This is a genomic window from Shewanella sp. GJ50-10 (assembly GCF_055808815.1).
The window spans coordinates 1,491,608-1,505,640 of sequence record NZ_JBVVSS010000001.1 but is presented as its reverse complement, the minus strand read 5'-3'; the positions used below and the strand labels follow the sequence as shown (position 1 = coordinate 1,505,640).

Annotated in this window: 9 protein-coding genes; 5 read left to right on the top strand and 4 right to left on the bottom strand. The window is 40.7% G+C overall.

Annotation, left to right across the window (positions count from 1 at the left end):
• Nucleotides 1–49: 49 nt before the first annotated feature.
• Nucleotides 50–814 (top strand): sulfate transporter CysZ, encoded by a 765-nt coding sequence (gene cysZ, locus AC0L4E_RS06250; protein WP_473678472.1) that lies wholly within the window; start codon nucleotides 50–52, stop codon nucleotides 812–814.
• A 234-nt stretch (nucleotides 815–1,048) separates the two neighbouring features.
• Nucleotides 1,049–3,403: a carbohydrate binding family 9 domain-containing protein gene (locus AC0L4E_RS06245; RefSeq protein WP_473678471.1), complete on the top strand. Its 2,355-nt coding sequence runs from the start codon at nucleotides 1,049–1,051 to the stop codon at nucleotides 3,401–3,403.
• A gap of 176 nt (nucleotides 3,404–3,579) precedes the next feature.
• Here AC0L4E_RS06245 and AC0L4E_RS06240 read toward each other — a convergent pair whose 3' ends face one another.
• Both AC0L4E_RS06240 and AC0L4E_RS06235 read right to left on the bottom strand, forming a co-directional pair.
• Nucleotides 3,580–4,812 (bottom strand): diguanylate cyclase, encoded by a 1,233-nt coding sequence (locus tag AC0L4E_RS06240; RefSeq protein ID WP_473678470.1) that lies wholly within the window; start codon nucleotides 4,810–4,812, stop codon nucleotides 3,580–3,582.
• 20 nt (nucleotides 4,813–4,832) lie between these two features.
• The gene (locus tag AC0L4E_RS06235; RefSeq protein WP_473678469.1) at nucleotides 4,833–5,954 is read right to left on the bottom strand and encodes a beta-ketoacyl-ACP synthase III; all 1,122 of its coding nucleotides are present in this window, start codon (nucleotides 5,952–5,954) and stop codon (nucleotides 4,833–4,835) included.
• Between the two features lie 363 nt (nucleotides 5,955–6,317).
• Between AC0L4E_RS06235 and cysK the strand changes: the two genes are divergently transcribed.
• Complete coding sequence (cysK, locus tag AC0L4E_RS06230; protein WP_473678468.1) at nucleotides 6,318–7,283, top strand: cysteine synthase A; 966 nt, start codon at nucleotides 6,318–6,320, stop codon at nucleotides 7,281–7,283.
• Nucleotides 7,284–7,383: 100 nt separating this feature from the next.
• Here cysK and AC0L4E_RS06225 read toward each other — a convergent pair whose 3' ends face one another.
• Nucleotides 7,384–7,956 carry a GNAT family N-acetyltransferase gene (locus AC0L4E_RS06225; protein WP_473678467.1) on the bottom strand — a complete coding sequence of 191 codons (573 nt, stop codon included), beginning with the start codon at nucleotides 7,954–7,956 and terminating at the stop codon, nucleotides 7,384–7,386.
• 151 nt (nucleotides 7,957–8,107) lie between these two features.
• Here AC0L4E_RS06225 and AC0L4E_RS06220 point away from each other — a divergent pair, with 151 nt between their 5' ends.
• Complete coding sequence (locus tag AC0L4E_RS06220; protein ID WP_473678466.1) at nucleotides 8,108–9,184, top strand: methyltransferase; 1,077 nt, start codon at nucleotides 8,108–8,110, stop codon at nucleotides 9,182–9,184.
• 561 nt (nucleotides 9,185–9,745) lie between these two features.
• The gene (locus AC0L4E_RS06215) at nucleotides 9,746–12,424 is read left to right on the top strand and encodes a TonB-dependent receptor (RefSeq protein WP_473678465.1); all 2,679 of its coding nucleotides are present in this window, start codon (nucleotides 9,746–9,748) and stop codon (nucleotides 12,422–12,424) included.
• Between the two features lie 105 nt (nucleotides 12,425–12,529).
• Here AC0L4E_RS06215 and yfcC read toward each other — a convergent pair whose 3' ends face one another.
• Nucleotides 12,530–14,008 (bottom strand): putative basic amino acid antiporter YfcC, encoded by a 1,479-nt coding sequence (gene yfcC, locus AC0L4E_RS06210; RefSeq protein WP_473681542.1) that lies wholly within the window; start codon nucleotides 14,006–14,008, stop codon nucleotides 12,530–12,532.
• Between the last annotated feature and the right edge of the window lie 25 nt (nucleotides 14,009–14,033).

The window sequence follows — 14,033 nt, the reverse complement described above, 5'->3', positions numbered from 1 at the left end:
AATGCATCACCACAATCAGTAATAAGCAGTTTTTTCAAGGACGTATTAGATGGCAGTCAAACCCGTAAAAAGTGGCGTTAACTATTTTATTGATGGCTTTAAGCTGATAAAACAGCCAGGTCTTCGAACCTTTGTATTCATTCCTTTAATGGTTAACTTAGTATTATTCTCAACCGCGATCTATTTTGCAGTGGGTAAATTAGATGAACTCTTTGGTTGGATGAATAGCCAAATACCTGAGTACCTCACTTGGCTGAATTTCTTCTTGTGGCCTCTGGCCATTATCAGTTTATTAGTGGTTTTGTCGTTTGTGTTTAGCTCCGTCATGAACTGGATTGCCGCACCATTTAATGGTTTACTGGCTGAAAAAGTAGAAATGCACCTCACTGGCAAATCATTAAACTCTGGCACCACCATTGATTTAATTAAAGATTTACCACGCATAATGGGCCGAGAGTGGATAAAGCTTAAATATTATCTGCCCCGTGCATTAATCTTTTTAGTGTTATTTATTGTCCCTGTGGTTGGGCAAACCGCAGCACCGATTTTATGGTTTTTATTTAGCGCATGGATGATGGCAATTCAATATTGCGATTTCCCATTTGATAACCACAAAGTCCCTTTTAACGATATGAAGTTTGCCCTTAGCCAAACCAAAGGCACGAGTTATAGTTTTGGCGCTGCCGTGACATTATTCTCGATGATCCCGATTGTTAACTTTATTGTTATGCCAGTCGCTATTTGCGGCGCAACCGCGATGTGGGTAGATAAATACCGTGAAGCCTATAAGCACCCAGAAATCGCACCTGAATAAGCCACTAAGCATCACATCAATGAAGCGCGAGAAGAAGCGCTAGAAATAAAAAGCCCCGATTATTTAGTTGGGGCTTTTTTATATGACACATTTAATAGCTTAAAATATTTAGGTCTACTTATGATTTCACTCTAACACAGTAACAATTTGAAACTATTATCCTACAAATAATTAACGACCTTTTTAAAAGTATTTGCGACAATTGCACAAACTAAATAAAAATCAGCGTGTACTGTGAATAAAACCTCATCTATTCAAACTCTTTTAACTGGATTGTTATTGGCGGGCTCTACCTTATCAGCCTCAGCATTAGCCGGCGATCCTGCGCAATTCAATGTCAATATTCCCACTTTAGCAGCAGGCATCGAAGTGGATGGCGACTTATCTGAACCCCAATGGCAACAAGCTGCCAAGGTTCAACTTAAATACGAGACATCACCAGGTGAAAACATTGCAGCTCCTGTAACCACTGATGCCAAAATATTTGCCACTGAAACCAGCTTATTTGTCGCTTTTATCGCCCATGATATTGACCCGTCAAAGATAAGAGCCAACTTACGAGATCGTGATAGTTCTTGGGGGGACGACCAAGTTGGTATAAAACTCGACACCTTCAACAATGCTCGTCTTGCCTATCAGTTTTTTATCAATCCTTATGGGGTGCAAAATGACTCGATAGAAAATGAACTTACTGGTCAAGAAAGTGATGCTTGGGATGGCATTTGGTACAGCAGCGGTAAACTGACTGACCAAGGTTATCAAGTAGAAGTTGAACTGCCACTTCGGTTATTCAACTTTGACGATAATAAAGATATTCAGACTTGGGGGATTGAGTTAGTTCGTTTTTACCCTCGTAATGAAACCCATAGAATATCTAGCCACAAAATTGACCGTAATGTTTCATGTCAGTTATGTCAGCTAGGTACAGCAACAGGTCTTGCAGGCGCTCAGCAAGGACAAGATATACAAATAACGCCATCGGTGGTGGGTTCACGTAACAGTAATCGAGAGTTAAACCCTAACCAACCTTGGCAAGATGACGATAATGTTGAAGTCGGCCTTGATTTACGCTGGGGTATTACACCGACAACATTATTAAACGCCACCATTAACCCTGACTTTTCCCAGGTTGAAGCAGATTCAGGCCAGCTTGATGTTAATAACAACTTTGCCTTGTTTTACCCTGAAAAGCGCGCTTTCTTTCTTGACAATAAAGACTACTTCGACACCCAACTGAGTTTGCTGCATACCCGTAATATTAGCTCGCCTGATTACGGAGTAAAACTAACCAGTAAAACAGATGACCACACATTAGCTGTACTCGCTGCCAATGATGAACAAACTCATTTTTTAGTGCCGGGAAACTTAAGCTCTGACGTCGCAACCATTGACGAAGAAAGCTATAACCTTGCAGCTCGCTATCGTTTTGACCCCAGTAAAGAGCTCTCCTTTGGCGGTTTAGTAACAGCGAAGCAATCTGATAACTACCATAACTATGTCGCCAGTCTTGATACGAAATGGCAACCCACCGAACAAGATACTTTCACTGCTCAATATGTGTTTTCAGATACCGAATACCCAGAAGATTTTTTCCAGCAGTTTTGTAATGGCGATGATTGCTCAACCCCACCACAAGAATGTGAAACAGGTAATTGTGATTACAACGAGCGAGTACTACGAACCAAAGAACAAGATAACTTTTCAGACAGTATGTACCGTGTGAGCTACGACCATGAACAACGTAACTGGCGAGCATTTTCGCGTTATGAATCTATTGGCGAAGATTTTAGAGCCGACTTAGGCTTTATTGAAAGGATCGATGCCAGTAAATTTGTTGCCGGTGGTAATTACTATTGGTACCCAACAGATAGCTTCTTTAACAAGGTTGAATTTGGTGGTGACTGGGATATTACCCATAATCAAAACAACGAAAAAATAGAACAAGAAGCAGAAGCAGCGCTCAGACTGCATGGTGGCTGGCAAAGCTATATTGCCAGTGGGTTTGTCCACAAAGATCGTGTCGGACGCCGTCAAGACAGTTCCTCGCTAGCCATTGATGATAACACCACCATGTACACACTCGATTTAATTTGGTTTTACACTAACTTCGTTCCTATCGAATCTTTAAAGCTGGAATTTGATGTGAACTATGGCGACGATATTGATTATGCCAATGATCGCCCAGCAACCATTACCATGTTCAATCCTGCTTTTGAGTGGAAAATTACCGAGTCAGTCATCTTAGATGTTAACCATAAATACCAAGCCCTAGATGTAGATGAAGGCCGTTTATTTACCGCAAATTTAACTGACTTGCGTCTTAACTGGCAGATCACCTTAAACAGCTTTTTACGCTTAACCAGCGTTTATACCGATATCGAGCGAGATCCTGATTTATACAAATATCAGACACCAAATGAACAATATCAAAAGTTAGGCAACGAAATTTTATACGGCTATAAACTTAATCCACAAAGTGTGTTTTATGTGGGTTACTCTGATGGTTTAATTTCAAATGATGATATTGATTCATTGACGAAAAGGGATGAAACCTATTTTATGAAGGTCAGTTACGCTTGGTTGCTGTAGCTGTAGCTGTAGCTGTAGATTTAGTATAGCTGTTCACCTCAAGCAATTAAGTGCTAAAACACGGCTTATCTAATCAGCCTTAAAAAGCTAAAGAGCCTAATAAAAATAAAATATCAGTGAACAAAAAAGGACTGCTTAGCAGTCCTTTTTAATATGTGTTATTTAAATAAAACTCATTAATAAATAACCCGATTACGCCCTGCTTCTTTGGCTTCATATAAGCCTAAGTCGGCACGATGCAGAATGGTGTCTAAGTTATTATCAGTATTTTCAGCACTCGCAATACCGCAGCTAAAGTTGATTTTTAGCTCACCAGCATCTGTCACGAAAGGCTGAGCATCAATTTGCTGCCTAAACTTATCCATCACAGTAAATGCACGATCGCCGTCTAAGCCTTTAAATGCCACCACAAATTCTTCGCCGCCAAAACGGGCCACGGTAAAATGCTGACCAAAAGCACTTTTTAATCGTTTCGCAAACTCAAATAACACCTGATCGCCCACATCATGGCCATAGGTATCATTAACGTTTTTGAAGAAGTCGATATCAATTAATCCTAAGGCAAATTGCCCTGCCTCACTCACATCCTTTTCATGTTGCTTGAAAAAGTAACGGCGAGTATAGGCTTTTGTTAGGTAATCTCGGTTAGCTTGCTCCCAAAGACTTCGCAGCATATCCAGCGAGTCTAAAGTATTTAATACGCGGCAATGAAACTCTTCGTGGACAAATGGTTTTTGTAAAAAGTCATTAGCACCATTTTTAATAAAGCGTGCAGAGAGGCTTTCGTCGGTATCATTTGATAGACCAATAATGGCCAAATCTTCACGGCTAAACTTTTCGCGTACTTTTAGAATTAACTCGAAACCATCAACATTAGGCATGTTGTAATCAGTAATCAGCAATTGAATATCAGGGGTTTCATTTAAAACCTGAATAGCTTCTGCGCCATCACATGCTTCAAGTACTGTAAATAGCTGCTGCTCTAATAAAACCTTAACGAACTTACGGCTAACTACTGAATCATCAGCTACTAGTACTTTTACATGTTGATTTTGGTCTAAACGAGCCACCAGTTTAACTACATATTCATAGCTAAAACGATTCTCCTTTAGAACATAATCTGCAATGCCTAATTTAAGGAGTTTCTTACGCTGACGAGAATCAAGGTTAGAGGATAAAACAATACAAGGTGTTTGATATGACATCAGCACCAGTTGGGCTATTTCACCATCTGGCGCATCGGGAAGGTTTAACTCTGCTACGACGACAAAGTATTTATGCTGTTCTAATAATGCATTCGCAGAAGCGACATCTGCGGCGACGTCCACTTCACAATGCAAGTCTTGCATTAATAAATGCCGAAGTACCTTAGATACAGCTTCGTTATCTTCAACAATCAGAATACGCAATTAATTCACCCATTTTACTATTAGGTCTTTTCTAAAATGATGCTCCCAATAGAATAGCCAGCACCAAATGAACACAGGAGTCCTAAATCACCGGTTTTAAAATCTTGATTATACTTATGAAATGCAATAATCGACCCGGCTGAAGCAGTGTTAGCAAACTCATCTAACACTACAGGAGCTTTACCTTCTGTAACATTATCACCGAGAAGTTTACGAACTACAAACATATTCATATTTATATTCGCTTGATGCAACCATAAACGTTTAAATTCATTAGCTTGTATCTGCTCTTCAGCTAACTGCTTATCCAAATGTTGATAGATCATCGGCAGCAGCTCTTTGAATACTTTTCGACCTTGTTGATGGAATAACTTGTCACTGCTATTTGCTGTATCGGGATCGCAGCGATTGATATGACCAAAGTTACTACGAATGTTATTAGAGTAATCTGTAAAGCACTGGCTTGAAAGAACATTAAAGGCGTGTTCGGATTGAGCTAATGAGGCCTTTTCCACCACAACTGCAGTCGCAACATCACCAAAAATAAAATGGCTGTCACGATCACGGTAATTCACTTGTGGCGAACATATTTCAGGGTTAATCACTAACACTCTTGATGCCGTTCCTGATTGGACTGCATTAACCGCATTAACAATTGCAAACGTTGCTGATGAACAGGCCACCAGCATGTCATAAGCAAACCCTTTGGTGCCCATCGCTTGTTGAATTTCAATGGCGATTGCTGGATATGAACGTTGAGTATAAGCACAGGCCACAATGACTAAATCTATATTTTCAGCACTGACCTGTGCTTGCGCTAGCGCTTGTTTAGCAGCTTCGATGCCAATTTCAGCTTGCATCGATAGCGCATCAGATGGCCTATCTTCAATAAGCGGCATCATAGTATTTGGATCTAATATGCCATCTTTAACCATCACATAACGACTTTTTATGCCTGATGCTTTTTCAATAAATTCAGAAGACGAGTGCGATAAAGCTGCGACTTCACCGGCATCAATTGCTATTTGGTTTTGTTGATTAAACTGGTCTACATAAGTATTAAAACTTTCAACTAACTCATCATTACTGACACTGTGCGGCGGTGTATATAAACCACTACCTGAGATAACCACTTTATTCATGTTATGTCTGCCATATCTATATTGGTGAATACAGCAATTTATCGTAAAGATTCAAAACTTATTGATGGGGAAAGGCTATACAGGTTTTATAACTCGCCCATTAAAGAAAGATAAATTGCGCTTCTGTAATCTCAGTCTATTACTATCTTTGCTATTCATTAAGCACTAAATGTTGATTTAATGATGGTCAGACCATCAACAACCTTTTAGCGTGCTTAACTAAGATATTGTTATATAAGAAGATGCTTTATTATTATAATTGAGTTAACTTTAATAACTAAAAGGAATAACGAATAACAAAGTATCACTGTTAAAGCCCCCTAAACCGATTATCATTAGACAATGCCAACATAGGAGCAAACCATGAGCAACATTTACGAAGACAATTCATATACGCTAGGTAATACCCCACTAGTGCGCCTTAATCGAGTAAGCAATGGTAAAGTGTTAGCCAAAGTTGAAGCACGTAACCCAAGTTTTAGTGTTAAGTGTCGTATTGGCGCAAACATGATTTGGGATGCTGAAAAGAAAGGCACTCTAACTAAAGAAGTAGAGCTTGTAGAGCCGACTTCAGGTAACACAGGTATTGCACTTGCATATGTTGCAGCTGCTCGCGGTTACAAATTAACCCTAACCATGCCAAATACTATGAGCCTTGAACGCCGTAAATTGCTTAAAGCTTTAGGTGCTAACCTAGTGCTAACCGAAGGCGCTAAAGGTATGAAAGGCGCGATTGATAAAGCTGAAGAAATTCGCCAATCAGATCCTGCTAAATACCTTGTACTAGGTCAATTCAGCAACCCTGCAAACCCTGAAATCCATGAAAAGACCACAGGTCCAGAAATCTGGAATGATACTGATGGTGAAGTGGCAGCATTTGTCGCTGGTGTTGGTACTGGTGGTACTATTACCGGTGTTAGCCGTTACTTAAAAAGCAAAAACAAAGACCTTGTGTCTGTTGCAGTAGAGCCAGTTGACTCACCTGTTATCGCGCAAGCAAAAGCAGGTCAAGACTTAACTCCTGGACCACATAAAATCCAAGGTATTGGTGCTGGTTTCATCCCAGGTAACCTAGACCTAGATATGGTTGACCTTGTTGAAGCAGTAAGTAATGACGATGCTATCGCTATGGCACGCCGTTTAATGGAAGAAGAAGGTATCTTAGTCGGTATTTCTTCAGGTGCAGCTGTTGTTGCAGCAAACCGCATTGCTGAAAAGCCAGAATTTGCAGGGAAGAATATTGTTGTTATTCTTCCTTCTGCCGCTGAGCGCTATTTATCATCAGCGTTATTCGCTGGTGCATTTGGCGACAGCGAAAACGTTCAATAATCATTTATTGAAATAGTTAGCAAAAATCGAAAGCCCAGCAAATGCTGGGCTTTTTAATGTCTCAAAGATGGGAATTCGTGAATTTATACATGGGTTTGATTCATCGAGCCTGTGTCGTGTCAGTGTCAGTGTCAGTGTCAGTAGGAATAGCACTGATTTCTTCAGCACTAATCTCTTCAGTGCTTAACAGTAAAATTACCTCCTGCTCTTCTCCCCATAAAATCCGTCGCAGATGCTCTAAACCGAGTTTATTAAGTAAACTAATTGAAGCAGTATTTTCCATACTGGTAATACCTAGTATCGGTGATAAATCTAAGATACTACTCGCAAAATCCATCACAGCTTTAGCTGACTCATAGGCGTAACCTTTACCCATATATTGGGGTAAAAAGCCAAAGCCAATATCGGTATGGGGCAGCCCTTCACGATTCACTAAACCACTCATGCCAATTACGCATTCATCTTGATTTCGAATCACGGCAAATAGCCCATAACCATTAATCTCATAACTTGGAATTAGATTGCTTAATAAAAATGTCTGTGCATCTTCTAACGTCTTAATCCCTCTGTCGCCAATAAACTCGATATATAAAGGTGAGTTCATTAGTTGAAAAATGAATTCACCGTCGTCCAAGGTAAATTCTCTAAGAGTTAAACGCTCTGTATAAATCATTTTATATCCATTCAAAATAACTATGGCTTCCATAGATACATCGCTACGTAATTTATTTCAATCAGGAATAGAGCTAGATCAACTTCTTGTTTCATCTCGTTTGTTAACATCCGCATACTTTTAACTCCACTCCAAGAAATTGACTCACTTTATGTCTTTTTACCAATCCCCTAAAAAAATATCCGCTTTCGACGCAAAATTTGAAGCGCAAAAAATTGCCTTTGCACCTGTCAGTTTCCAAGTCGCTCGCTGTCTTAGCCAATTTGACATACTCAAACAAGTTGATGATACCGGTGAAAATGGCATTACATTGGTACAGCTCATCGAAAAAAATGACTTGTCAGAATATGCGATTCACGTATTACTGGATATGGGCCTGAGTATGGGATTATTTTGGTGTAAAGATGATCATTATCGTTTAGATAAAACAGGTCACTTTCTACTGCATGATGATATGGCATCTAAAAACTTAAACTTCATCCATGATGTTTGTTATCAAGGCTTATTTGAGCTTGAAGCATCACTTAAGCAAGGCAATGCAGCAGGTCTGAAACACTTAGGTGACTGGGAGACTATTTACCCAGGATTAAGTCAGTTACCAGAGCAAATTAAACGGAGTTGGTTTGAGTTTGACCATTATTATTCCGATCATGCTTTTGACAGCCTCTTGCCAATGATTTTTAAATCTAAACCACTGCATATCGTGGATGTTGGCGGTAATACAGGTAAATGGGCTTTTGCTTGTACCAGCTATGACCCTAACGTCAAAATCACCATCATGGACTTACCAGGGCAACTAGCGGTTGCGATGGAAAATGCGCGCATTAATAATGTTGCAGAACGAGTATTCCCTTTCGAAACCGACTTGCTAGATGAAAATAAACCATTTTGCCAAGGCGCTGATTTATATTGGATGAGCCAATTTCTGGATTGTTTCTCCAAACAACAAATCGTCACCATTTTAAAGCGTACCGTCGCAGCAATGAAACCCAATAGTGAACTATGTATCTTAGAAACCTATTGGGACAGGCAGCCCTATGAAGCTGGAGCGTACTGCGTGAATGCCACATCGCTTTACTTTACAGCCATCGCTAATGGCTATAGCAGAATGTATCACAGTAAAGATATGTTAAAGATGATCAATGAAGCTGGGCTATATGTAGATGAAGACATCGATAATATTGGTTTAGGGCATACATTATTGCGTTGCAAGGTAAAACCCATCTAAACAATCTTTAAAGTGTTAATAAATAAAAGGCCCGCTACCGCGGGCTTTTTAACATTTAACGACTCAATTTTTGCTCGGCAAAAGTGACCAAAGCCTAGAATATAAGGGGTTCAAGCAAATGTTAAATAGTGATTAACGTCACAAATTCAATTGCGCAACATAAAATCCTCAAAATAAAAATGATGCAGTTTGTAACAATTACCTTTCATCTAAACAAGCAAGCCAACTGTTGCAATACATCTTACTTAACAATTGTTAAACATATAAACCACAACCCCCCTTTCAATTGCACCTGAATCAGCTGAAATATTTGATCAAGATCTCGAACAAGAAAATCCCAAATAACAACCCAAACAGCAATGTTAAATCTTGACACAAGTTTCGCTACAAAAATAATACAAACTTAACAAAATCAAGATGTAAACAGCACGTTGTTTATGTTGAATAAGTATGGTTTTATCCATCATCCGCAAACTCCTGTTAACTCAATTCACACGTTAGCAATGAGAATTACTAATTAAAAACGCGGTTATTAATGATAGATGATAAGGAAGAGATGAGATGCAGCTTAATTCAAGATTGGCCAACGCAATACGCGTTGCATTGGTCGGTGGTGCTTTCACCGCAGCCCTAAGTTCGCCAGTAGTTCTTGCAGCTGATGAAGGTGCTGATGTAGAACGTATTCAAATTACCGGTTCGCGTATTAAGCGTACTGATCTAGAAACCGCTACCCCTGTTACTGTGCTTAGCGCTGACGACATGGCTAAACAAGGTTTCACTACTATTCAAGATGCGCTGCAAAACCTCACATCAACTACTGGTGCGATGACGACGCAAGAAGTCCATGGTTTTACCCCTGCAGCATCTTCAATCAGCTTACGTAACGCTGGAGCAAGCCGCACACTGACCCTGATTGATGGTAAGCGCTTAAATCAGTACCCAAAACCAGCTGGCGGTACTGATAATTTTGTTGATACAGCCAACCTTCCAATGGAAGCGGTTGAGCGTATTGAAGTTCTGCAATCAGGTGGATCAGCTATTTACGGTGCTGATGCAGTTGGTGGTGTTATCAACATTATCTTGAAAAAAGATTTTGACGGCGCAGCCCTTAAATATCGTCATGGTGACACCATGGAAGGCGGCGGAATGAATGACCGTATCGCGCTTTCATTAGGTTCTTCAAACGAAAAAGGCAATGTTTCAACCTTTATTGAATTCAGTAGCAATGAAGCACTTAAAGCCACTGATCGCGAAAACTTTGGTTTACACACCGATAAAGTCCCTCACAGTGATTACTCACAATACAGTTCATACGGCGCACGTATTGCGGGTACCGGTACTGGTGCTAACTCTTTATCACCACAAGAATGTACTGATGGCGGCTTCTTCTGGAATGATGCCCGCAGTATTTGTGGTTTTGACCGCTCAGAATGGCGCGATCTTGAACCAGAAAGCTACCGCTTTATCAGTACCACCAACTTCAATTACGAACTATCTGACGATATTACCTTCCTAGGTCGCCTTGATTTCGCTAATGCCAAATCAACCACAAACTTTGAACCAATGGCTATTGATGACTACGACATCAATGTTTCTGGTGATGATTTAACCGTGAGCTACGGCGATTTGATGAGCAAGACGTTCAACAAATCTACCGGACTGGGTGGTGACTTTGCTAACGCAACTGATGGCGACTACTACTATGTTCGTCGCTTACACGAATTTGATAACCGTAGCGGTGAAACCAATACCAATAACTACTTTTTCTCAGCGGGTCTACAAGGCGTACTAGCTGATGAATACGATTGGGATATGTCAGTAAACTACGGCCGTACAAACGTCGACGTATACCGCAGTGGTTTTGCAACAGTTAGTGGTATGTTTGACTACATTACCGCTGGCGAAAATGGTAACTCACTACTTGAAAACATGTCTGATGAAGATGTAGAAGCGGCATCTTACTCACCATTTGAACGTGCTCAATCTACTCAAAAGAACATTCAAGCCAACATCACAGGTCTTGCATTTGAAATGCCTGAAGGCGATGCCATGTTTGCATTTGGTGCTGAGTACACTGAACAAGATTACGAAACAGAATCTGATTCTGAAACCCAAAATGGTTCGGTATTAACCACAGGTGGTTCATCTGGTGCTGGCGAACGTGACTTCTGGGCAACATATGCAGAAATTAGCGTGCCTGTTCTTGAAGATCTAACCGTTGCCGCAGCGCTTCGTTACGATCACTACAGTGATTTTGGTGGCAATTTATCACCACAAGTGACTGTAGAATACCGTCCTGTAGATGAGTTATTAGTCCGTGGTTCTTGGAGCAGTGTATTCCGTGCTCCAGATATGCACCGTGTATACGGTGATGCAACCAACGGATTTACTACCGTAATCGATTTTAAACAGTGTCAAGCAATGGGCGGACAACCCGGTGTCACTAACCCAGATCCAACCATCAATGAAATCTGTAATGAATTGCACATTGATACGACCACTGGTGCAAACAAAGAGCTTGAAGCTGAAACAGGCTATACAGCCAACATCGGTGCCGTATGGGGTGGCGACAGTTTAGAAGCATCTATTGATTTATGGGAATGGAAACTTGACGACATGGTAAGCGATATCAGCGCTTCAACTGCCGCACAAGAATACGACACCTATGAAGATATGATCACCCGTGATGATAGTGGCACCATTACCCACATCAACACAGTGGCGCAAAATTTAGCATACCAAAAAGTACGTGGTATTGATTTAACAGCTGGTTATAGCTGGGACTTCAATGACATGGGTGAGCTAAGAGTTAACTTTAATGGTACCTACATCTTATTATCTGAAGGTCAGTTAAACCCGACTTCAGATGTAGATGACGACATTGAAGATGGCGGCTTACCTCAGTATCGTGCCAACATGATCTTTAGCTACTTCATTAATGACTTTGAAACTACGCTAGGTGCTTATCATACTGCTCGTATGCATGGAGTTTCTTACAGTTCATTCATTGATGATGACGAGTTTACCGAAGATGACTTAGAAGTTGCTTCACAAACTAAGTGGAACCTTACATCAGCGTATAACTTCACTGATAACATGAAGTTAACTGCAGGTATCGTAAACCTATTTGACGTTGGCCCTAACTTTGACCCAACCAACACGTCATGGCCTCACTACCCTCGTAGCGTATACAACGCCCGTGGACGTGAGTGGTTTGTAGAAGGCGAAATCAAGTTCTAATCAAAGCTATCAATTGATAACACGATTAGACTGTTTACCTTTAGTTTTTTCAATTAAAAACGGCATCATTTGATGCCGTTTTCATTTATTCCTATTTAAGTAAAATTAACTAAAGCCTAAATAATGCGCTGTCACCACAATGATGCTCGATAGCACAAATAAGCCAAGTAAAAAGCGCCAAATAAACGCAAACCAATTGCCCCAATCAACCCGGCAAACACCTAGTGTCGCCATTAATGAAGCTGACGTTGGCACCAAAACATTGGTAAATCCATCACCTAACTGAAAAGCCAAAACCGCCACTTGTCGCGTCACTCCAACAATATCAGCCAATGGTGCCATTAACGGCATGGTTAGCGCCGCTTGGCCTGAACCTGAAGTCACAAAGAAATTAAACACTGACTGAAACAGCAACATAAACCATGCCGATAACGCCGTTGGTAATTGGCCAATTACATTGCCGGCACTGTGTAATATCGTATTGAGTACACTAGGCTCTGTAGCTCCAGCACCACCTAATAAAAGTAAAATACCTGAAGCACAGCCCACCAATACAGCAGGCTCCAACATGGTGCCTGCACCTTGTTTAAAGCTCACCGCGACTTTATTCATATCAATATCATTAAGCTTAAATACCACCCCAATGATCCCAACAATAATCCCCATGGTAAAAAACTGACTGGCGATTTCTGGGATAAACCAAGCATGTGCGACCACGCCCCATATCACCCAAGCAATAGTGCCAATAATCGTCAGTAGCACTAAAATATCACCAAGGTTAAAACGGCTATCTTTCACATCTCCTTGCTGATTTTCGCGAAAGAACTGATCGGTTTTATAACTAAATGATTCAGTGGGATTACGCTTAATTTTATTGGCATAACGCATAGTAAAACCTATGCCTATTAAGGTGAACCCAAGCCACATAACTGAGCGAACGCCAGCACCAGACAGCACTGGCACCCCCGCTATGCCTTGGGCAATGGCCACGCTAAACGGATTCATCCACGAACTAGCAAAACCAATTTGAGTCGCCACGTACGTCACCATCACAGTACAGATGGAGTCATAACCTAAGCGGATCATTAATGGGCAAATAATAATGGCAAAAGCAATCGCCTCTTCGCCCATTCCAAACACTGCGCCACCCAATGAGAACAAACTGAATATCACAGGAATGAATAGTTTTTCATTGCCTTGGGTTTTGTCTATTAAGCGTAATATTCCGTTATCAATTGTCCCTGTTGCCATGACCACCCCAAATGAGCCACCAATGACCAACATAAACATAATTACGCCAATGGCACTGCCCCACTTAGAACCTGACACCATGCCTTCAAAAGCAAAGTTAAAAAAACCTATTTCACCATTACCTTTAAATAATGAAATAGGATCAAGTTTAGGCTCGCCAGCTTCATTCAAGGCATATTGAAATGATGTTGGGTCGATAACGCTGCGAGTTTTCTCGACTCCATCAATCACGTAATGCGCGTCTTGAGATGAAAAAGAGCCAATTGGAACCACATAAGTTAATAACGCAGCCGCTAGTGCGACAAAGAATATAATCACCAGAGTATCTGGCATTTGTCGTGTGCTATTGCTGACTGCT